Raw genomic sequence first — 20,926 nt, forward strand, 5'->3', positions numbered from 1 at the left:
TCGCGCGCTTCAGCACGCCCGCCGCGCTCGTATCTGAAGGCGGTCTCGATGCCGCTCGTTGACGGTCAACCGCTTCGGATCCTGCACGCGACGCGCGCGCCGGTCGGCGGCATCTTTCGTCACATCCTCGATCTCGCCAACGGCCAGGCCGACGGCGGCCACCACGTCGGCATCATCGCCGATAGTCTCACCGGCGGCGAACGCGCCGAGCAGGCGCTGGCGGAAATCGCGCCCAAGCTCAAACTCGGGGTTCACCGCACGGCCATTCGCCGCGAGCCGCTGCCGAGCGATATCCTGGTATGGGGACGGTTTCAGCGCATGATCCGCCAGTTAAAGCCGGACGTGCTGCATGGTCACGGCGCCAAGGCCGGCGCCTTCATGCGTCTCAGGACCGCTAGCCGCGACCGCATCAGGGTCTATACTCCGCATGGCGGTTCCCTGCACTATCCGCTGTCGACACTGAAGGGCAACATCTACGCGCGCGTCGAACGCGCGCTGATGAACGACACCGACCTGTTCCTGTTCGAAAGCGCCTTTGCCCGGGACACCTACCAGCGCACCATCGGCACGCCGAAGGGCCTGGTGCGGTGCGTTTTCAATGGTGTCACCGCCAGCGAGTTCGATCCCGTCGTGGAGGCCGAGGACGCCACCGACCTGATCTACGTCGGCGAGTTCCGGCACATTAAGGGCGCCGATCTCCTGATCGACGCGGTGGCGCGGCTGCGCGTCGACGGCCGTCCCGTGTCGCTCACACTCGCCGGCGATGGCGAAGAAAGCGCAAGCCTCAAGGCCCAGGTCGAGCGGCTCGGCCTCGGCGAGGCTGTCCGGTTCATCGGCCACGTCAAGGCGCGCTTGGGCTTCTCGAAGGGCTCGCTGCTGGTGGTCCCATCGCGCGGGGATTCGATGCCTTATGTCGTGATCGAGGCGGGGGCCGCCGGCATTCCAATGGTTGCCGCCAATGTCGGCGGTATTCCTGAGATTTTCGGCCCGCATGGCGACGCACTGTTCGCGCCGAACAACGCAGCCGCCATGGCCGCAGCGATCGACGCCGCGCTCAAAGATCCGGCTGCGGCAAAGCAACGGGCCAAATCGTTGCGCGAGCGAATCTTCATGCATTTTTCGCAGAAGGCGATGGTTGAGGGCGTATTTGCCGGCTACCGCGAGGCGTTTGCCAATCGTTAACCCTTATTTACCAACGTAACTGTTTCTTCCGATTTGTCCCGTAAGCCGTCGTGTGGGGAATTCCGCACCGGCAGGCGCACGCCTATGTGCCTGCCACAAGAACGGACGAGGACAGTGGAACAGATTAACGCCCGCTCGATGCTCGACGCCGCGGTGACTGCCAGCGCCGCTCGCCCACCTTTCGAACGGCGTCAACGGCTGACGCCGGCCGCACTTGCCGTCACCAATCAGAAAGTCGGCCGCGCCTATTCGCCGATCGTGATCGCCGGCGCCGTTCGTCTCATCGATTTCGCGATGCTGAGCGCGATCGGCATCGCGCTCTATTTCGGATATGTGGTCCCACTCAAGGGGTTTCACTGGGAATTCATCGCGGCCGTCTTCGGCGTGGCCGCAACGGCCGTGATCTGCTTCCAGGCCGCCGACATCTATCAGGTGCAGCTATTCCGCGGTCAGCTCCGTCAGATGACGCGAATGGTTTCGTCCTGGGCGTTCGTGTTCCTGCTGTTCGTCGGCGCATCCTTTATCGTCAAGCTCGGCAGCGAAATTTCGCGGCTCTGGCTCACGGCGTTCTTCGTCACCGGCCTCGCGGCGCTGGTGACCGGGCGCCTGTTGTTGCGCTCGCTGGTGCGCAGCTGGGCCCGCCAGGGTCGGCTCGATCGCCGCACCATCATCGTCGGCGCCGACCGGAATGGCGAGAAACTCGTCGAGGCGCTCAAGGCCCAGGATGATTCCGACATCAAAGTGCTCGGCGTGTTCGACGATCGCAATGACGACCGCGCGATGGATACCTGTGCCGGCAGCCCGAAACTCGGCAAGGTCGACGACATCGTCGAACTCGCCCGCCGCACCCGTATCGATCTCGTGCTGTTCGCGCTGCCGATCTCGGCCGAGACGCGCATTCTGGAGATGCTGAAAAAGCTATGGGTGCTGCCGGTGGATATCCGCCTGTCGGCCCATACCAACAGGCTGCGTTTCCGTCCCCGCTCCTATTCCTATGTCGGTGAAGTGCCCACGCTCGATGTGTTCGAGGCCCCGATCACCGACTGGGACCTGGTGATGAAATGGCTGTTCGACCACATCGTCGGCTTCGTCATTCTGGTGCTGGCCTTGCCGGTGATGGGATTGGTTGCATTAGCGGTCAAGCTCGACAGCCCCGGGCCGGTGCTGTTCCGCCAGAAACGTTTCGGTTTCAACAATGAGCGCATCGACGTCTTCAAGTTCCGATCGATGTATCACCATCAGGCCGATCCGACCGCCTCCAAGGTCGTGACCAAAAACGATCCGCGCGTTACCCGCGTCGGGCGCTTCATCCGCAAGACCAGCCTCGACGAGCTGCCGCAGCTTTTCAACGTCGTGTTCAAGAGCAACCTTTCGCTGGTCGGCCCCCGCCCGCATGCGGTGCAGGGCAAGTTGCAGAGCCGGCTGTTCGACGAAGCCGTCGACGGCTATTTCGCCCGCCACCGCGTCAAGCCCGGGATCACCGGCTGGGCGCAGATCAACGGCTGGCGCGGCGAGGTCGACAGCGACGAGAAGATCCAGAAGCGCGTCGAGTTCGATCTCTACTACATCGAGAACTGGTCGGTGCTGTTCGACCTCTACATTCTGCTCAAGACGCCGATCGCGCTGATGACCAAGAGCGAGAACGCGTATTGAGTTGACGGAGCAACAGGCGTCATCGCGAGGAGCGAATGCGACGAAGCAATCCATCTATCCCCGAGTGGTACCATGGATTGCTTCGCGGAGCCTGTGATCGGGCGCGCATTCGCGCGACCCGTTGGCTCGCAATGACGGTCGAACTGTATTGTGCGTATGTGCGTGAGTTGAGTATTCGATGAGCTATGCGGCGACAGCCGGGAATTCCTTTGCGCCGGCAACGGCCGCGCCCGGCGTGCTGGCCTTGCAGCGTGCGCTGGTGTGGCTGGTCGGCGCTTCGATCGCGATCGTCTTCATCGAGCCCTCGCCCTATGAGCTGGCCACTCTGGCGGCCACGGTAGTGTTTTTCGCAACCGGCCTGCGGATGCGGCTCGTGTTTATGCCGCTGCTTCTATTGTTGTTTCTGGTCAATGTTGGCTACACCATCAGCTCAGTCGCCGTGTTCGACCGGCCTAACGTCCCGAACTGGATCGCGACCTCCTGGTACATGGCGGTAACCGTCGTCCTGTTCGCGATGATAATCTCGGAGGATACGACCGCCCGACTCGATATGCTCCGGCGCGGCCTCATCGTCGGCGCAATGATTGCCTCGCTCGCGGGCATCGCCGGCTATTTCAACCTCGTTCCTGGCGGACGTGACCTGCTGACGCTGTACGACCGCGCCCGCGGCACCTTCAAGGACCCGAACGTGCTCGGCGCGTTTCTGATCCTGCCGGCGCTGTTCGCGCTGCAAAGCGTCGTCTCCGACAAGTTCGGCAAAGCGCTGCGCAGCGGGGTCGCATTCGGCGTCATTTCGCTGGCCATCCTGCTGTCGTTCTCGCGCGCCGCATGGGGCCAACTGATCGTTACAGCCGGCTTCATGCTTGCAATGATGGTGCTGACCAGCCGCTCGCAGGCGCAGCGCTCGCGCATCATCGTGATGGCGCTCGTTGCCGTGGTGGTAGCGGCGACGCTGGTCGCGGTTCTGCTGTCGCTCGATTCAGTCGCGCAGCTCTTCAAGCAGCGCGCCAGCTTTGACCAGAGTTATGACACGGGCCGCTTCGGTCGTTTCGGCCGGCATGTTCTCGGCGCCGAAATGGCGCTTGGGCTGCCCCTCGGCATCGGGCCGCTGCAATTCAACCGCTTCTTCCCTGAAGACACCCACAATTCGTACCTGAACGCCTTCATGTCGGGCGGCTGGCTCTCCGGCGTCTGCTATCCGGCGCTGGTCTTCGTCACCGTATGGACGGGATTCCGCTACACCTTCGTTCGCGTGCCCTGGCAGCCGACCTATCTCGCGATCTTCGCGGCCTTCCTCGGCACCGTCGGCGAAAGCTTCATCATCGATACCGACCATTGGCGGCACTTCTGGATGATGCTGGGCGTGATATGGGGCATGTTCGTCGCCGCCGAGCGATGGAAGGCGGACAGCAATTTTGCGCTTATGACGCCGGAGCGGAGGCCTGCTTCTCCACCGTGAACGTCAATCCCGCGTGCTCTTCCAGCCGCTTGATCAGCTTGTGCTGCATCGCCGCCCCCGGCGTCCAGAAACCGGCCGGGACGTCAGGCGTATCCCGCAACAGGCAGATCGCGCATTCGGAAATCATCTTTGACGTCGAGCCGTAGCCGGGATCACGATCGCCCTTCACCGCGGCGCGGACTTGCCGGCCATCGGGCGCAATCGCAACATATAGGAGGTCGTAGCGCCCGTTCTCGCGCTCTTCCTTGGAAGGCCCTTCGCCCGGCTTCGGCGCATTCGGGCCGGTCTTTTCGGCGTTCGCAGCCATCACGAGCCTGGCATTGGCCTCGCCCTTCTCGCCGGAACCCGTCAGCACCATCTCGTCATAGATGAATTCACGGCCATAGGGAAAACCCATCAGCATGTTTGAGCGATGGACGTTGCGCGTGTTGATCAAGGCCATCATGAACGGCGCGGCCCAGGATTGCATATCCTCCTCATAGGTCGGCTTGTTGCCGCGCGGCTGCTTCGGTCCAGTGAATCCCGGCGTCAGCGCAAAGGGGTCGTTGAGGATGGCGACGAGGCTCAAGTCCTTGGCGACGGCATCGAAGGTCGCCTTGGCGCTCGCGGCGGTGCCGCCGGAAAGAGTACCGCGCATGTCACGCACGCGGCCCTTGACGCGGGAAGCTGGCGCGCCGAACACGCGCCTCGCTTCTTCCTGCACGAAGAAAGCGCCGAGTTCGAACGGCACGGAATCGAATCCGCAGGAAAACACGATGCGGGCACCGCTCGCTTTCGCCGCAGCCTCGTGCTTGTCGATCATCTGTCGCATCCAGACCGGCTCGCCGCAGAGGTCGACATAATCGGTTCCGCTCTCCACGCAGGCCGCGATCAAGTCATTGCCGTAGAGCTGATATGGGCCGACCGTGCTGATCACGCATTTGGCCTGGCCCACCATCGCCTTCAGTGATGCCACGTCACCTGAATCGGCGACAATCAGCGCTGTATCCGCCGGCGCGCCGACCGCGTCGCGCACGGCAGTGAGCTTGTCCTTGCTACGGCCGGCCATCGCCCATTTCAGGTTGGCGTCGCCCTTGTAGTGCTCGGCAAGATATTCAGCGACGAGCTGGCCGGTGAAGCCGGTGGCGCCGCAGACGACGATATCGTATTTCGACGAAGACATGTTCTGTTTTCCCGGGAAAGTTGCGGCCTTCTTGTCATTGCGAGCGAAGCGAAGCAATCCATAAATGGCGCTGCAGCGGCGGTCTGGATTGCTTCGTCGCTTCGGTCCTCGCAATGACGGTGCAGGTTCCTATTTCTTGCCGTAGGACACACCCATTCCGGCGCGAACGTCGGCCTGGATGCCGTAGGGCGCGATTGGATATCGCAGCCCGTTCTTGGCGAGCTGCTTCATGCCAGCAATGGCCTTGGCGAGGTGCTCGGGCTTGAGCGCCATCAGCATCTCCTCATCGGGCACGCCGCCATAGCGCCGCTCGGCGAAGCACGGCAGCGAGAGCGATGGCTCGCCGGTCTTGAGCGCCCTGCCCCAGGAATCCGCGCACGCGGTCTCGCCGACCACGCCCCATTCGAACTTCCTGTAGCCGGTATACTGCAGGCCGTTGATCAGAATGATCATCTGGCCAGGCGTCGCGTAAACTAGGCAGATGTCGGGCGGGTTGAGCCGGCCGCTGGTAAGCGGACTCACCGCCATGGCCTGATACTGACCGAACGGAACGACGTCGAGCGCCTCCTGGCGCTTGCGCGCATCCTCGGCCGTGCCGTGCCAGACGCCGACATAGTTTTCCCCGGCGAGCCATTTTTCATCCTGCGGCGCGAGGCCAATCACGGCTCGGCATTGCGCGCCGACAAGATCGTCGCCGGTGATACCGACAGTCCAGCCGAGCCGCGATGCCATGCTCACGATCTGGTCAGTCGTATGCACCGCGGAGGGCCGCCGGATCTTCGGAATCGCCATCATGTCTTCGACGCGCGCGAACATCTTGATGCCGACCACCGTCGTCTTCAGCCTGAGCAGGCTGTTGAGATCGGCCACCATGCCGGCCAAATCGAACGCTTCCGGCGGCGTCTCTAGTTGCATGGCGTAAACTCCCCAATCGACGCGGCGAACGGCGTCTGCCCTTCGAGTGTAGCGCGGCCTGCTGCCCGCTGCTACTTCGACGGACCCGGCAGCAGTTCGTCGATTTTGCCGGTGGCGCGGTAGGCGATCAGCCCCATCCATTCGCGCACCGCAAGGTCGGTCCGGCCCAAACCATCGACTGCGATATTGGTGAAATTCCATACATCGTTCCGGCGTCCGACCCGCCAATCAACGGGATAAGGCTCAACCGAAAATCCCGCTTTCCGGAACAGGCCAACCGATCGCGGCATATGGAAGGCTGACGTCACCAACACCCAGCGCTCGCCTTGCTTGGGAGCAAGCAGCGCCTTGGAGAATTCCGCGTTCTCCTGCGTGTTGCGCGAAGCGCGTTCCATGACCAGCCGCGACTTGTCGATGCCGAGGCCTTCGAAAATGGCGCCGGCGAAATCGGCTTCCCTGGCGTCATTCGAAATCAGGTTCGCACTGCCGCCGGAAAACACGACGCGCGCCTTCGGGTAGCGGTGCGCCAACGCCGCCGCCGCAATCAAGCGATCGGGCGAACTACGCACCACCGGCGTGCCGTGCGAGGCAGAGAGATCGGCTTCGATCGAGGCGCCGAGCACGATGATGCCGTCGGGCGCCCCGCGCGAGTTGTCCCATGGCGGGAAACGCTGCTCCAGCGGATAAAGCAAGAGGTTGCCGAGCGGCGACAGCCCGCAAATCACGAGCAGCAGAACTGCCGCGATCACCAGCTTGCGGCCGAGCGATGCAAAGCGCGTGAACATCAGGATGGCGCCGACAAAGCCGACGCCGATCAGAAAGTTCGTCGGCAACAGCAGAAAGCCGAGCGTCTTGGAGAGAACGAAAAACAAGGAAGGCCTCGCGGATTATCACATCCTTCATACGCGGGCCTGGGGCGCGTAGCCATCGTTGTTCGCACAGGCCTTGTTCGAAAATGATGGATTGCCGGATCAGGTGCGGCAATGACAGATTATGCGTGACAATTCCGGCAAGAAAGCCTTCCGATGGCCCATCATCACCTGCAGTCCAGCCCCGAAACTTGCCACTGGGGCTTCTTCGAAGCAAAGTTGAAGCCCGTCCTCACCATCGAAAGCGGGGACGAAGTCACCATCGACACCGTGACCGGCGGTCCCGACGTCGTGCCTGACCGAAGCAAGTTTCACGTTCCTCCCGAGCTTGCCGACATTCATGCACGGAGCGAGCGCATGGTGCCGGGCCATATCCTCACCGGCCCTGTCGCTGTGTCCGGCGCCGAGCCCGGAGACGTGCTGGAGATTGATATTCTCGACGTTCAGCTCCGGCAGGACTGGGGCTACAATCTGATCCGTCCGCTGGCGGGCACCCTGCCCGACGATTTCCACGAGACGCGGATAATCAACATCCCGATCAACCGCGAGCGTATGGTTGGCCGGCTGCCGTGGGGCCTCGACCTGCCGCTTAAGCCATTCTTCGGCGTGATGGGCGTGGCGCCGCCGCCCGCGTGGGGCCGCATCACCTCGCTGATTCCGCGCGCGATGGGCGGTAATCTCGACAACAAGGAATTGGGCGTCGGCGCCAAACTGTATCTGCCGGTGTTCGTGCCAGGCGCGCTGTTCTCCTGCGGCGACGGGCACGGCGTGCAGGGCGACGGCGAAGTCTGCGTCACCGCGATCGAGACCGCGCTGCAGGGCCGCTTCCGCCTGACGCTGCGCAAGGATCTAAGCCTCGACTATCCCCGCGCGGAAACGCCGGACCATTACATGACGATGGCGATGGATCCCGATCTCGATCAATGCGTGGTGCGCGCGCTACGCGACATGATTGCGTTGCTCGGCGAGAAGCGCAATCTGTCGCGCGAGGACGCCTATACGCTCTGCAGCCTCGCCGCCGATCTACGGGTGACGCAGACCGTCAACGGCTCCAAGGGCATCCACTGCATGATCGCGAAAAATGTCGTGCACGGCTGACGCCGGCTTCAAAACTCGGACTGAAGCTGCAACTTCGCATGAAACAGCACGCTGGTTTTTCCGACCAGCGCAGTCCCCTGCACCTGCGCGCCATTGGCCGAATAAGAACCGCTGAAACCGCAGGTCACCTCGCGGCCGCCGAATAGCGGCAGCGCCCCGGATGATTTCGTGTGCTCGGTTGTGACGAGTTCGCCGCGCCATTTGCCGCGATCGGCAGTGTAGGAGCCCGTGTAATAGAAATACGAATCGCCGCCCGCGATCTTGCCGTCGCGCAGCACGATGATGCCGTGGGCGCGGCCACGCCCACCATCCGACATCTCGATTTGGATCGTGTAGAGCCCGTTCGTTACCGTCATTGCGCCCGTTGTCGCCTTCCCCGGGGCATATCGTCACTGCACACGGCGCGGGGCAATCAAGAAATGGACGCGCGGCTGGATCGTTTCGCCGCAGCAAGTGCGAACGGCTGAGACGTGCCGGACGCCCCGTGTAACAGCCGCGCAGCCGATCCACAGACCCAACTTTAGATTTTAACGTTATCTTTCAAGTGGATAGAAGGCTATCCACAAGCCGTTTGACTCATATGTGCAAAACTAAATAGAGTCGAAATAGTAACTTTTCAGTACATCGTTTAAAAGTTAGCGTTCCTCATGGCTACAGAAAAAGCCGAAACCGACCGCGTTCCCGTGACCTTGGCGCTCTCGACCATCGCTTACATGGAAAGATTGGTGAGACAGGGCACCCACGGCACTAGTGTTCCCGGCGTTGCAAGGACCCTGATCGAGGAAGGCATTCGGCTCGCCATCAAGGACGGGCTGCTTGCAATCCGCGACAACGGCCGGCCGTCCTGACGGGAGTTGCGGCGGTTTTCACAGAATGTGGAACCGAGAAAATGCTTACGAACGTACCGACCTGGACCACCGATCGCGTCGAACTCCTGAAGAGCCATTTTGAAGCCGGCCTCACCTGTCGCGAGATCGCGGCCAGCATCGGCGTCAGCCGCAATGCGGTGATCGGCAAACTCGCGCGCCTGCAACTGACGCGCGGCCCTGCCCGTGCAGAACCGCGTCCAACCAAGACTGCGAGGGAGCGCTCAAGAAAATCGGTTCCCCGGCTGCAGTATCAGATCCTGCAGGCCGTCTACGAAAACGCACAGCCCCTCCAGGAAGAGCCGATCGTCAGCGAACGCCGCTGCTCGCTGCTCGAGCTCAGTAACGAACGATGCCGCTGGCCGATCAGCACGCCGGGCGCCGAGGATTTCTGCTTCTGCGGGAATACGCCGGTGGAAGGCATGCCCTATTGCTCGGGGCACACCCGCCTCGCCTACCGCCCCGGCACGCGCCATCGCGTCTCGCGCGCGCGATGACGGTAAAGGTTTGGTGCTCCTGAAAACGCGACAGGAGAAAGCGAGGGCGTCGGTTCTGATTTCGATCAGAACCGACCGTCGCTAGCCGAGCCGCCAGCCGACCTCTTCCGTAAAACTCTTGTAGAACTCCGGCGTATAGGCCTCTTCCGGGGTCTGCCGCACTCGCTCATCGAGCTTGTGGGCATCATCGCCAACGAGAATGCGCCAGCGCTCGGCCTTGACACCGTCGAGGATGATCTTTGCCGCCGCGGCCGCGGTGGTCGGCGCCTCGTCGCGGAAGGTGCGCGCACGGTCGAGCGCGATCTTCTGGATGTCGTCATCAGACATCGGCGCGGTATCGATGCCCATGCCCTTCAGGCGCTGCCGCGTCGCCAGGATTTCGTTCGGGCTGAGCTCATCGGAATCCGTCCCGCTCTGGATCTTGCGCGAATTGGATACGATCGACGTGCCGATGTGCCCAGGCATCACGACGGAGCATTTGATGTGGGGCGCGTTGAGCCGCAGATCCGTCATCAGCGCTTCGGTAAAACCCTTCACCGCAAACTTGGCGGCGCTATAGGCGGTGTGCGGTACGCCGAGGCCAACCGACGCCCAGAAGCCGTTGACGCTCGACGTATTGATGATGTGGGCTTCGTCGGCCTTCATCATCAGCGGCAGGAAGGTGCGAACGCCGAGATAGACACCGCCCCAGCAGATGTTGAAAGTGCGCTCCCACTGCTCGCGCGTATTGGTGAACAAGCTGCCGCCGCCACCGATGCCGGCATTGTTGAACAAGAGATGGATCTTATCGGTCGCCTGCTGCTCGATCAGTTCGTCGCGAAAGCGCTGCAGGTGAGCCTCGATCGAGACATCGGCAATGTGGGTGGTGATGCGCAGCCCCTGCGGCAGCTTTTCGGCTTCGCACAGCCGCTTGGTCTCGGCCATCGCCTCTTCCGAGACGTCGCACATTGCGACATTGCAGCCTTCGGCGACGAGCTGACGCGCAAGCTCGCGACCCATTCCCGTGCCGCCTCCGGTGATCACGGCAAACTTTCCGGCAAAATCCTTCATTGAGCTCGTTACCTCGATTTTTGATTCTTGAGTTGGAGCCCCTACGCGCTGGAGCCCGCCCTACGAACAGTAACAGGTGGGAAGTGCGGGTAAAGCCGCCCGCGAGACGGGCGGCTCAATGTTTCCCCGAACGTTTTCGCGCGGCGGAATTTACTCCGCCGCCTCGCGAGAACCATGCAGCGTGCCCAATTCCTCCAGCGCCTTCCGGATGGCGGCCTGTTGCGCTGGCGACGCTTCTGGCATCGGCGCCCGAGAGGATGTCGCCGGCAGGCCCTGCAGCGACTGCGCGTAGCGCGTGCACGCCGGCAGATTGTCCGAGACGATCGCGTTCCACAAGGTCAGCAGCTTCTTGTGCAGTTCGAGCGCGCGAGGGTGATTACCGGCCTTGACGGCGTTCCACAGTTCGACGGAAGCATGCGGAGCGGCGCTCAGGATGGCGGCAATCGATCCATGTGCGCCGAGCGTATATGATGGATACATAAGCGCATCGACGGCGCTGTAGATCAGCTTGTCCGGCGCCATCATCATGAGATCGGCAAACAATTTCAGGTCGCCGGCGCTCTGCTTGACGCCGACAACGAGCGGCACCTCGTTCATGATACGGGTCAACAGCGCCGGCGAAAGGTACGACCACGGCACGACGTTGTAGATGATGATCGGCATGCCGGTTTCATCGGCGATGCGGCGGAAGTGGTCGACCATCGCCTGCTCGTCCGGCTTGAACAGATAGTGCACCGGCGTCACCTGCAATGCCGCGACGTCCATGTCGCGCACCAGTCTGCCGCGCCGGATCGCGTCGCGCGTGGAATCGACGATGATGCCGGCAATGACGGGTGCGCGGCCTTTCGCAGCGTCCACCGTCGCCGCCACCAGGTCGCGATACTCCTCATGGTCGAGCGTATGCCCCTCGCCTGTCGAGCCGCCAGCCGCCATGCCATGGCTGCCGGCGCCGATCAGCCAATCGACCTGTGGTGCCACGAGTTTGAAATCGATCTCGCCGTCCTTCCGGAACGGCGTCGTCATCGGCGGTATCACGCCTGTGGGGCGCACTTTCATGGGCCTGCCTCGCTTGTTTCCATCCGCTATTGATGGGGCGTCTCCCCCACTCAGTGGCAAGCCTAGCGAAGGTCGGTAGCTCGATCCAGTTGTGAAATTGGCATGGCAGGTCACATCATCCGAGCTATGCCGGCAGTCAAAACGCGGAGCGTCGAGCACTGGTCTTGCGATGAAGCGGTATCGCGGAAGGCTTGCGGCGATCACATGAACTACGTGCAGACGCTTCGCACGCACGCCGACAGGTCAGCGATCCACATGAAGAATCTCGATCCGCGCGAAATCCGGCGCTAGGCGATGCAGGCGACGGTGTTGCCGATAAGCCGTCCCGGCTTCGCCCGTTCGCCCAGGACGCCGCCGGTCAGGCCGGAGGTGTTTTTGCGGCCGAGGCGGGTTGCCCCCGCTCATCTGGTCTTCCGACTTTGCGCCCACCACGGGCGACAGACGACCGTTTGAACCTGACGGCTCCCGCCGCGACTCACGAGAAACAGGATGCGGAGGTCGTCATGAGGCAATGGCGCGATACCATGGTCGATAGACCGGAAACGGACGGCGCGGCCTACCTGACGGGCTGGACCATCAGCGGCACAGCCGTCCTCGGAACCGTCCTTGCCGTCTGGCTTTTCGGGATCTAGCGGCGCTCGAAGGTGTGTCGATCGTTCAGAAAATTGGTTGAATTGATGAGCAGGTTTTCTGCGCCTCGGCGTCAAGTTCCAGGCCGAACACCTTGTCGGTGACGTCCTTATCGGCACTAACGTCCGCGCCCAACAATTGCTTCAGCCGTAGGGAATGCCGGCGACGGACAATCGGCGCTAACTCTTCACAATTGCGATGGGCGTCGGCCTATCACTGCGATCGGGCCGGGTCCCTTCGCGTTCACGCGAGGCGTCGCTGTTTAGAAGCGTCCGCACCAAATTCGCGTATCCTTGGTATTGGATCGCCTCGGCCGGGGTGATCCCATGCAAGGTGTCGTGTGGGCAGAACACCCAATTCTCGGCGACGGCCTTGGTGCCAAGGGCGGTCTCGGCCTCGCGGAGCAAATTCCGAAGATCCCGAGCCATAATCGGATCCGGAGGTGTCACCAGGTTTCCTTTACAGGCGCAGGGCACCATGATCCCGATGACAGCCCCGCACAAAAGCCCAACGAAGGCGATAGTGACGATTGGGGCGAACTTGAGGGGTTGTTCACCAAGTTGTTCGGCAAGCGCGCTCTGCATTAGTTGAGCCAACGCCACCGCTAGGCCCAAGCCGATTCCCAACCAGGCGGCATCGCGCACTCGGTCCGACCTGTGAGTTCGGCGCACGTCGCCGGTCATACGGCGGGCCAGGATGGCGCTCGCCGCCGCGCCGGCAAGGAGCCAGAACGAAGCGGTCAAGACCTTGACCGGCAAAAAGCTCCATGCCGTGATGGCCTTTTGATCCGGCTTTTGGGGAAGGACAGCCGTCCAGTCCATTTGAACAAATGCAACGAGTGACCTTAAGGCATCGCCGAATTCCCAAACCATTGTCGAGACAACGATTGCAAGCCATGTAATAAGACCAGCTTTGATGGCGATTTTGATAAGACATTTTGGCGATGCGTCCCAAACCCTCTGCTCGATCTGAATCCCTCGTTGCTTGAGTGCGATAAAGGCGGCCAGCCCGTACATGGCGCCAGCGGCGGTTGCGGAGCACCCGGCGCCAAGAACGATGCGGGAATAGGATTGACTATAGAGAATGGCATCGTGGGCGAGCCAGAAAGCCATGACTATCCCCGCGACGACAAGGGCCGCTGGGGCCACAATGTCGAACAGCCGGCGACCCTCGACGACCGAGATTGAGAAGCCGAGCGCTTCCAGGGTCTGGACAATCGCGCGGTCACTATCGGCCTGTTGTCGGACCCCCCAGCTTATGTACGCGTAGATTCGCCGAAGCAGGGCGTTGACCGAGCGTTGGAGAGCTTCCTCTTTTTCCGGGGTGACCGACTTGCCGAGGTTCGCGATATCTTGTGCTAGAGCCTTGTGCCGAGCATGGATCGCGTCAAAATCCTCCGCGAACGGCTCGAAGGCCGCTTTCCGAAGCGGGTGCACGGTATCGGCGCCCATCTGATTTAAGGAAGCCATCAGCATTGTGGCGCGTGCCCAGCGATGCCGCAGCGAGCCCCTTCCGAGTTTCAGATCAGCTTGAAGCCTCTCTCGTTGCGCGTCCGGCATGGCCTCCAACTGACTTGCGGGGGGCTCGTACGGCGCATCCTCAAGCACCGCGATCGTCTTCTTAAGCCCGTCTGGAACAAGATACCATTCATGGACATGGCGCCGCAGTTGTTCCTCGATCATGATGATCCACTTGATACTCGTTGTGGGAAGCAAGCCTACGAGCAATAACGCAACGAGCAATGCCCAAGCCTGAGGTGGAAACTTGGCATCAATGCCGAAAATTTCGATGACTTGCCGCCCGGGCAACAGCAGCAGGCCATATAGAAGCAGCGACGCGATGATGTACGTCCGGCGAGCCCTTTCATAGGCCGACGGGAGGAAGAGATAGCGAAGCGGTGCGACCGTCTGCGGCAACGTCTCCCGGTTCGGAAAAGTAGGCTCGTTAAACCGTTGCCGAGCAAACGCCACCACAATCATGCATCCGATCAAGGCGCTCCAGTATTCACCGATGATGTTCGATATTGGCTCGGGGAGGTTTGTCATGCCACTCACCTCGGTTTAAAGGGCTTCGGTAAAGCAAAGTTCGTGCGCGATCTCCCGCCGTCCCATGTGGGCTTGGATACCCTCTATCACTTCGTCGAGCACTACTTGGCGCGTCAGCCGACAGTGCATTGTCTCGGTGGCGTCGAATCGTCCGGTCTCGAACAGCTTGTTCGCAGGCGCCCCGCCACCGCACCAGCGGAAGTAGCGGCAGCTACGTTCACACGCCTCCACGCCTCGGCGAATTTCGCTATCGATGGCTTGGAACAAAGATCCGCACTCAAGATCAGAGAGCCTGTGCTCCACAACGCGACCAAATGCAAACGTTCCGAATCGTGGATGATGTGCCCCCAAGAGTTCCGGCGAGAACGTCGAAAGCGTCCCATCGTGACTCACACTGACGATGGCAAAAGCGAGATTCTGCTCATCCTTCGCGGGCTCGCTCGACAGCAGCAACTCGATCGTGCTCTCGAACTCGCGCACGGCAAGAAGTCCAGGCGTTTTGCAAACGAGTTCGAATAGGCGTTTGATGAATCGTCTGAACCGCGTCTCGACATCGGCGCTCGCAAGCGACGATTGAAAATGGACTCCTTCGATCTCCTCAATGTTGAACCCAACTTCCTTGATCCCGTTCTGAACATAGAAGTCGAAGAGACCATCGGGATCATCGAGCGCACGCTCCGTCAGTACCGTGATCACGTGAAATGCGAGACCATTGTTCTGCAGCAGACGTACCGCACGCATCACGTCTTTATGCGTTCCATGCCCGCTGCGCGTGCGCCGGCTGGCGTCGTGTAGGCGTGCCGGACCGTCGATACTGAGCCCGATCGTCGCCCCCGTTCGGGCAAAGAACCGCACCCAACCATCGTTCAGGAGCAGTCCATTGGTCTGGAAACGGTGCTTCAGTTGCAGAGCGTCCGGGCACCGCTCTGCTACAAGCGCAATTGCTTTTTCGTACCAAGCGAGGGGAACGGTAAGAGGTTCACCGCCATGCCACGCCACCTCAAGCTGCCGGTCCAGCAGCGGGCTCTCGAACACCCGCCGGCAAGCGGAGTCCAGCGTCTCAAGGCTCATCCTCGCCGCCGACATTCGGCTGGAGAGGTAGCAGTATGAGCAATCGATGTTGCAGAATGGGGTCGGCTGAAGAACAAGAAGCCTCAGGCGCGGCGTCGCGATGTCAACACTAACGTTCGTGATTGCGGCCATGGCGGGTTGCCCTCCGACACCCTTAATTCCGCCATTGCGCGATCTTCTTTTCCGCCGGCAAGTCGCGCACCAGCGCCGGATTGGCGAGACGGACACGCTCGACGATTGCAGCAACACGTGCCGATAAGTCTTGCTCGCCGGTACATCGATCAGCCGGTAGTCGGCTCGCAGGTGCATCGCTTGCCAACGCACAAGTGACCGCCGCGACTAAAGACGCAACGACGGTTCCTTTGCACACGGGTGATCTAGGATCGAGGTCATTGGACATAGCTCACTCCCTCGTTGAATCCTGAACTGCCTCCACCTTAGATGTTATCAGGCGTCAAAGGCCGACTAGTGTGACCTACTTCATACGTGCGATAAGTTTTGAATGTTTGGACGCACCGCCATTTCAAGCGCGGAGTCTTTGACAAACTCTCCAAGTGTCCAAAGCCCTGCAGCACGGGTCGGTATTCGCGGCTCTTATCCGCGTCTGGCATTTGCGTTGAAGAAGTTCGGCGAATGAGCCATCAGGGATGGCACAAAGAGCGAGGCGTGCGCGGGGACGCCAGTGCTCAAGCCGGCTGCGACGTAGGCAATGAGATCAGTTTGGCGAGTTTCGTCTCGAGCACCAAATTGGCCTCTCAGTCCAAGGCGATGGAGGCGCAGAATGCGCCAATATGTGCGAACAGCATCTCGATCCGTTCACCCGCGACGTCACGTAGGCTTCGGTTCTAGCGATGTCGCGTGCGAGGTCACGGCCGCCTTCGGAGACACAGGGAATTTGCTTAGGTCATCCCTCATACAACGAGGATCAATGTCACGGCGTAATGAGAGTGGGTCACAGCCGAGCAGGCCGGCTGGTTTTCTTTCACCCGTGAATTGCCGCAGCGGTTTCTCCGCTCGCGCACGAAAGTGCACTCCAGTTGCAAACTGGCCGGTAGGCTGAAAACGCTCGGAAACCAGCTTGAATCCATTGAAAAATTTGGTCGGAGCGAAAGGATTTGAACCTTCGACCCCTAGTCTCCCAGACGCGGGAACCCGCTTGAAGTCGCTAAACCTTTTTGGCAACTAACCGATTTTATCGGCATTGAAACATCAGCGTTTTTCATTTCGAATGGCAACCGAAATGAGGGCCCTGAAATGCCTGAAACCATGACCTGCGATCACTGCGAAGAAGAGTTCGCGCCAGAAGAGCTGGTCGTTCTTGCGCCACCGGCCGGCGACGGCGAGCTGATCTGCGGGCGATGCATCGAAGTCAAGCTCCGTCGAGCCATCGCACAGAGCGCCCAGATTTTGTTCCGGGCATTGTCCCGCGCGATCCGCCGGCCGATTGCGGCGTCGAAGTCTTCCGGCGACGCGGCCGCGCTCTCGCCGATCACGACAAAGCCATTGCGGAGCTTGAGCGCGCAAACCGTCATCGTGGTTCCGGGGAAAACGTGATAGTCCTCGCCGACGATCGCGGCGGAAATGTCCTCCGGCGTCAGACGCGGCGCGTTGAGCCTCTTGGTTTTCAGTTCCGCTTCAATCGAAGCTTCGCTAGCACTCAGCATTTAGGTTCTTCCTCTTCGGGTATTACCGGGAGCCGCCCGGCGCGGAAATGGTGGATGCCGGCGCCGCAGCGCTGGCCTTGAAGCCGGTCCAGAAGGCCCACACGCCACCGCTAACAGCGGCGCCCAGAATGCCGGCAATGATCACGTTGCGCGCGTGACGCAGCCCGTAATGAAGATTTCGGAGCGTCGCGAATTGGTTCTGGGTCGACTGGATGGCCTCCGGCGTCGATATATTGACGCCGAGCATCAGAAACGTTTCAGAAACAGCCTCTTTCGCGGACATCTTCGCGAGCTTTTCCATGTCGCCGGCGTTCATCGCGCGAATTCCTCTCGCTGCTTCTTCTGACACTCACGGGTGAGCACCAAGCGCTTGTTTGCGTCGACTGCGGCCTTACGGTTGCGCGCGGCCTCGAGCCTCCCATCTACGCCCTTCTTCGGGTCAGGCAGGGCGACGGGGCGAGCCTCGTTTTCGCAGTCCATAGGGATCTGCCGCGCCGTCTCAATGCGCGCGGCCGGATCACCGAATTGAGCGCAGCCGGCGAACGTCGTCGTCAGTAAGAGCGCAAGAATTCGCAGCCGCAGGCCGCTTTTTGAGCGCGTCAGCATATTCGTCCACCTTGCCTTGCAGTTCCGCGTTGGCTTGTTCGGCCGCGTCTTTCCGGTCCTTCATCCAGGCCGAAACGCTGGCCTGCACCTTCAGGTCATGCGCCTTCTGCGCCAATTGCGTTTTGAGCCCGGCCATTTTGGCCTCCAGCCGGCAGGATTGCCGGCCGCTGTACCAGACGACGCCGAGCAGGATGCAGCCGGCTATGCCGTAGGCGGCGAAGGTGGCGCCCTGCCGCAGCCGCGGCGACGACGCGAGCAACTCGGCCCCGATCGAGAGAAGCGCTAGCGGGCTCATTGATGGTCCCGCCAGCGCCAGTAGATGACGAGGCCGGCAATCACGACCACGACGACGGCCACGAGGAAACGCGGTTCCTGCACCAGATGGCCGAGGACGTCGAGCGCGCCGATGCTTTCGGCCTTCTGCTTCACTTCGGACACCTTGTCGGCAGCTTCGGAGACCTGGTTCAGAATGTCGGCGCCCTCGCCGACAATGACAGCCGTAGAGCCCTGCGTGATCTTGGATTGAATGAGCGGCTTGTCCGGCGTCGGGGCGTCAACGCTCTGCGGCATGGCCTCGGGATCTTCCGCCGAGCGCGCCGCGCCGCGGTCCGGCTTGCCGTCATAGTTGCGATCGGCGACGCCCTGAAACAGCAACGCTTCCGAGGCCCGGCGCCGAACAAGGCCGCTCAGCTTGCGACCGCCTCCGTTGACCCATTTCCCGAACTCAGCGGCGGCGCCGTCGAAGTCGCCGCGGTTGAGCTTCCGCAACAGCGTGGATTTCGCGAAATTCGTCTCGCCGACATTGTGAACGAAGCACGTCAGCGCGTCGAATTGATGCTGGTTGAGCTGGACCTTGACGCGCCGGCGAACGACGTCCGCGCTTTCCTCCATGTCCTCTTCGTGCGCAATATCGCACTGACGCTGCGACCAGCGCGCGCTAGCGTCGAACTTCCGGCCCTGGGCATTGGTATGACCCCACCCGAGCGTCAGAACGCCAGCCGGGCAAATATAGGGCTTGAAGAGCCCTCGGCTGTCCGGGGTCAGGCACCTCTCGAAAGCCCGGCTCAGAGCATAGGCTTCCGGGCCGGCGCTCAGATGGTCGTTCACACCCATTTCGAAAGATCCCCGATGGAAAAGTCGGGGGTGACGCTATGGGGCTACGGTTAGTGATTTATCCGGGGTTGCAGGTGCGGTTCGTACAGATCGCACCAAAAAAGCGCCGGCAATTAGCTTGTCTGGGCCAAGTTGACATGCAAGATTCTCCAACGTTGCCGAGACATTGAATCCGCTGATGAAACGGGCGGCGTTTACGACCTTGCATTGTTTGGCGTGGCTGTAATGCCAGGCGCTTTAGGAAGCGACCTTATGGAATACTTTCTATGGGCGATTGGCGTTCCTGCGGGCCTCTACATCACCATTCGGCTTGTTCTAGCCGTTTTCCTGCGAAAAGAACGATATAAAGGCTAGATGATCCGAATGGTAGGGCTCATGAAGCGCGCTCTTCCTTGGATTGTAGCCGCCGTTGCCCTGATCGGCTTCGGCGCCTCATTTTCCGAGCTGCAACGGGTTCGAGCCCGGTTCGGCGAAGTGACCTCCCACAAGTTTCACGACCACGCGGAAGTCAGGGAATTCATAATCCGCGCCGCGCTCGCGGAGACGCGGCAACCGATCGTAGTCATCGGTGACAGCGTTGCCGAAATGGCCCCTCTCCCGCGACAGATTTGCGGCCGCTCCGTTATCAATGCCGGCGTCGGCGGGATGACGATCCGGGAGGCGAAGCGACTTGCGGCCCGCGCCATCGGCGAGCGCGGGGCGTTTATGGTTGCGCTTGCCATCGGGGCGAATGATGCCGGCTCGCAGACCGCGCGCCAAGATTTTGCCGAGCTGATCGAGGCCGTTAAGCCGCTGTCGGCTAGGCCGCTTGTAGCTATTTCGACTGCTCCAGATGCGCAGACAAGCCAGCAGATAGGCGAGGCCGCGAGTGGCGTTCTATTCGTTGATCCGCTGTTGCCGCCCGGCTCAAAAATGCCGGATGGCATTCATTTCACCGCCGCAGCCTACTCTGCATGGGTTCCAGCGTTAGAGGCGGCGATTGCTAAATTATGCGGATAATGTAATTGCAGACGATCGTCGGTTGTACGATCGGAACGGGAGCTTGCGCTCCGTTAGAATAGGCAACGGAAATTGAATTGTTGCCGCTCGACGTGATTTGACCAATGTCGACCGGAGTGCCGCCGGTTCGACCAGGTCCGTAAACACCAGTGCTAGGGCCTGTATGCGTAAGGAAGTTTCCAGCAGTGTTGTTGTAAGGAATGCCGCCCTGGGACGACGTGACGGAAATTGAATTATTGCCGCTCGACGTCAGCGAGGGGATATGGCTCGCGAGCAGGCTTTTCTTTTCGTCACCCCCTACAGCCCCGATATTGGTTGAATTGCCGCCAAAATACGATGCCGTTAGCCGCGTGGCGACAGCCTCCTTCATCACCGACACGCGGCCGGTTTTGTCTGGCAGGTTGAACGTCGTGGTCCCATCGCCGGCGCCGTGGGCTGTACCCATAATCGAGAACAGCGTGGCATAGGCGGTGCGGGAAATAGCCTGTCCGGCCGGAAAAGCAAAAGCGCCATTAGGCGCCGCTGACCCCCAATAGTCGATCCCGCCACCGATCGGGATTGCGTAAACGCTCGCATCGAACGAATGCAGCAACCATTCGTCCGAGGCTTGACGATAGGTCGCTTGATAGAGCGACCCGGAAATCAGCACGCCGGCCGGCAAATCGCGGCCAGTAAAGAAGCGCAGAGGCTTCGCGGTCTGACCGTCGACCGATAGCGTAACCGCCCCCGTATTGGTCGCGCCGGGCGTGAACTGGACCGTGTAGCCGTCGACATTCGACGTGACGACCTGGTTCGATGAAACGGCGTAAGCTGCACCGGTTCCGCCAGAAATCAGGATGCCTTGAATATCGTCACGCCATTTGGCAAGCGCGGCCATCATGCCGCGCGTTCCGTCGTTCACCGCCGAAGGCGCCATTCCTTCCGGAAAGGGGCAGGAACTATCCGCGGTCGCGTTGTTCGCCGCGATTTTTGACCATTTCCAGAACGACAT

At 61.1% G+C, this 20,926-nt stretch carries 22 protein-coding genes and 1 pseudogene; 8 read left to right on the forward strand and 15 right to left on the reverse strand.

The window, feature by feature from the left end:
* The first annotated feature begins 48 nt into the window (after positions 1–48).
* The 3 genes from J6524_RS04680 to J6524_RS04690 all read left to right on the forward strand — a co-directional run bounded on the left by J6524_RS04680 (position 49) and on the right by J6524_RS04690 (position 4,294).
* Positions 49–1,182 (forward strand): glycosyltransferase family 4 protein, encoded by a 1,134-nt coding sequence (locus J6524_RS04680; protein WP_225669165.1) that lies wholly within the window; start codon positions 49–51, stop codon positions 1,180–1,182.
* A 114-nt stretch (positions 1,183–1,296) separates the two neighbouring features.
* Positions 1,297–2,835, forward strand: a complete 1,539-nt coding sequence (locus tag J6524_RS04685; RefSeq protein WP_225669166.1) for an undecaprenyl-phosphate glucose phosphotransferase — start codon at positions 1,297–1,299, stop codon at positions 2,833–2,835.
* A gap of 178 nt (positions 2,836–3,013) precedes the next feature.
* Entirely contained in the window at positions 3,014–4,294 is a 1,281-nt protein-coding gene (locus tag J6524_RS04690) for an O-antigen ligase family protein (RefSeq protein WP_225669167.1), read from the forward strand.
* On the opposite strand, the gene J6524_RS04695 is transcribed toward J6524_RS04690, so the two are convergent.
* From J6524_RS04695 to J6524_RS04705, 3 genes are all read right to left on the reverse strand, one after another.
* On the reverse strand, positions 4,257–5,456 hold the full coding sequence (locus J6524_RS04695; RefSeq protein ID WP_225669168.1) for a saccharopine dehydrogenase family protein: 1,200 nt from the start codon (positions 5,454–5,456) through the stop codon (positions 4,257–4,259). The two genes, J6524_RS04690 and J6524_RS04695, sit on opposite strands and share 38 nt — an antisense overlap.
* Positions 5,457–5,585: 129 nt before the next feature.
* Entirely contained in the window at positions 5,586–6,371 is a 786-nt protein-coding gene (locus J6524_RS04700) for a DUF169 domain-containing protein (protein WP_225669169.1), read from the reverse strand.
* A 71-nt stretch (positions 6,372–6,442) separates the two neighbouring features.
* Positions 6,443–7,243, reverse strand: a complete 801-nt coding sequence (locus J6524_RS04705; RefSeq protein WP_225669170.1) for a YdcF family protein — start codon at positions 7,241–7,243, stop codon at positions 6,443–6,445.
* 153 nt (positions 7,244–7,396) lie between these two features.
* Here J6524_RS04705 and J6524_RS04710 point away from each other — a divergent pair, with 153 nt between their 5' ends.
* Positions 7,397–8,338 carry an acetamidase/formamidase family protein gene (locus tag J6524_RS04710; RefSeq protein WP_225669171.1) on the forward strand — a complete coding sequence of 314 codons (942 nt, stop codon included), beginning with the start codon at positions 7,397–7,399 and terminating at the stop codon, positions 8,336–8,338.
* A gap of 8 nt (positions 8,339–8,346) precedes the next feature.
* Here J6524_RS04710 and J6524_RS04715 read toward each other — a convergent pair whose 3' ends face one another.
* The gene (locus J6524_RS04715; RefSeq protein WP_225669172.1) at positions 8,347–8,694 is read right to left on the reverse strand and encodes a GrlR family regulatory protein; all 348 of its coding nucleotides are present in this window, start codon (positions 8,692–8,694) and stop codon (positions 8,347–8,349) included.
* 291 nt (positions 8,695–8,985) lie between these two features.
* Here J6524_RS04715 and J6524_RS04720 point away from each other — a divergent pair, with 291 nt between their 5' ends.
* Both J6524_RS04720 and J6524_RS04725 read left to right on the forward strand, forming a co-directional pair.
* Complete coding sequence (locus J6524_RS04720) at positions 8,986–9,186, forward strand: hypothetical protein (RefSeq protein ID WP_225669173.1); 201 nt, start codon at positions 8,986–8,988, stop codon at positions 9,184–9,186.
* Between the two features lie 41 nt (positions 9,187–9,227).
* Positions 9,228–9,701, forward strand: coding sequence for a GcrA family cell cycle regulator (locus J6524_RS04725; RefSeq protein WP_225669174.1), 474 nt, complete (start codon positions 9,228–9,230; stop codon positions 9,699–9,701).
* An 81-nt stretch (positions 9,702–9,782) separates the two neighbouring features.
* Here J6524_RS04725 and J6524_RS04730 read toward each other — a convergent pair whose 3' ends face one another.
* Both J6524_RS04730 and J6524_RS04735 read right to left on the reverse strand, forming a co-directional pair.
* Positions 9,783–10,751 (reverse strand): SDR family oxidoreductase, encoded by a 969-nt coding sequence (locus J6524_RS04730; RefSeq protein WP_225669175.1) that lies wholly within the window; start codon positions 10,749–10,751, stop codon positions 9,783–9,785.
* Between the two features lie 150 nt (positions 10,752–10,901).
* Positions 10,902–11,807, reverse strand: coding sequence for a dihydrodipicolinate synthase family protein (locus tag J6524_RS04735; RefSeq protein WP_225669176.1), 906 nt, complete (start codon positions 11,805–11,807; stop codon positions 10,902–10,904).
* A gap of 503 nt (positions 11,808–12,310) precedes the next feature.
* Between J6524_RS04735 and J6524_RS37285 the strand changes: the two genes are divergently transcribed.
* On the forward strand, positions 12,311–12,439 hold the full coding sequence (locus J6524_RS37285; RefSeq protein ID WP_283843229.1) for a hypothetical protein: 129 nt from the start codon (positions 12,311–12,313) through the stop codon (positions 12,437–12,439).
* A gap of 177 nt (positions 12,440–12,616) precedes the next feature.
* On the opposite strand, the gene J6524_RS04740 is transcribed toward J6524_RS37285, so the two are convergent.
* The 8 genes and pseudogenes from J6524_RS04740 to J6524_RS04770 all read right to left on the reverse strand — a co-directional run bounded on the left by J6524_RS04740 (position 12,617) and on the right by J6524_RS04770 (position 18,936).
* Complete coding sequence (locus J6524_RS04740; protein WP_225669177.1) at positions 12,617–14,482, reverse strand: hypothetical protein; 1,866 nt, start codon at positions 14,480–14,482, stop codon at positions 12,617–12,619.
* 15 nt (positions 14,483–14,497) lie between these two features.
* The gene (grrM, locus tag J6524_RS04745) at positions 14,498–15,685 is read right to left on the reverse strand and encodes a cyclophane-forming radical SAM/SPASM peptide maturase GrrM/OscB (protein ID WP_225669178.1); all 1,188 of its coding nucleotides are present in this window, start codon (positions 15,683–15,685) and stop codon (positions 14,498–14,500) included.
* Between the two features lie 22 nt (positions 15,686–15,707).
* A complete protein-coding gene (locus J6524_RS04750) occupies positions 15,708–15,953 on the reverse strand; it encodes a hypothetical protein (protein ID WP_225669179.1) in 246 nt (81 codons plus the stop codon).
* A 329-nt stretch (positions 15,954–16,282) separates the two neighbouring features.
* A pseudogene (locus J6524_RS38250) lies at positions 16,283–16,433 on the reverse strand (IS5/IS1182 family transposase); the annotation flags it as partial.
* A 397-nt stretch (positions 16,434–16,830) separates the two neighbouring features.
* Positions 16,831–17,217, reverse strand: coding sequence for a Gp49 family protein (locus J6524_RS04755; protein WP_225669180.1), 387 nt, complete (start codon positions 17,215–17,217; stop codon positions 16,831–16,833).
* Between the two features lie 22 nt (positions 17,218–17,239).
* Positions 17,240–17,533 (reverse strand): hypothetical protein, encoded by a 294-nt coding sequence (locus J6524_RS04760; RefSeq protein WP_225669181.1) that lies wholly within the window; start codon positions 17,531–17,533, stop codon positions 17,240–17,242.
* 201 nt (positions 17,534–17,734) lie between these two features.
* A complete protein-coding gene (locus J6524_RS04765; RefSeq protein ID WP_225669182.1) occupies positions 17,735–18,118 on the reverse strand; it encodes a hypothetical protein in 384 nt (127 codons plus the stop codon).
* The gene (locus tag J6524_RS04770; protein ID WP_225669183.1) at positions 18,115–18,936 is read right to left on the reverse strand and encodes a lysozyme; all 822 of its coding nucleotides are present in this window, start codon (positions 18,934–18,936) and stop codon (positions 18,115–18,117) included. The genes J6524_RS04765 and J6524_RS04770 overlap by 4 nt, the downstream gene beginning before the upstream one ends.
* Before the next feature lie 363 nt (positions 18,937–19,299).
* Between J6524_RS04770 and J6524_RS04775 the strand changes: the two genes are divergently transcribed.
* Positions 19,300–19,935, forward strand: coding sequence for an SGNH/GDSL hydrolase family protein (locus J6524_RS04775; protein ID WP_225669184.1), 636 nt, complete (start codon positions 19,300–19,302; stop codon positions 19,933–19,935).
* Here J6524_RS04775 and J6524_RS04780 read toward each other — a convergent pair.
* Positions 19,919–20,926: a phage tail protein gene (locus J6524_RS04780; RefSeq protein ID WP_225669185.1), complete on the reverse strand. Its 1,008-nt coding sequence runs from the start codon at positions 20,924–20,926 to the stop codon at positions 19,919–19,921. The genes J6524_RS04775 and J6524_RS04780 overlap by 17 nt on opposite strands.

It is taken from the genome of Bradyrhizobium hereditatis, assembly GCF_020329435.1.
Taxonomy (GTDB): domain Bacteria; phylum Pseudomonadota; class Alphaproteobacteria; order Rhizobiales; family Xanthobacteraceae; genus Bradyrhizobium; species Bradyrhizobium hereditatis.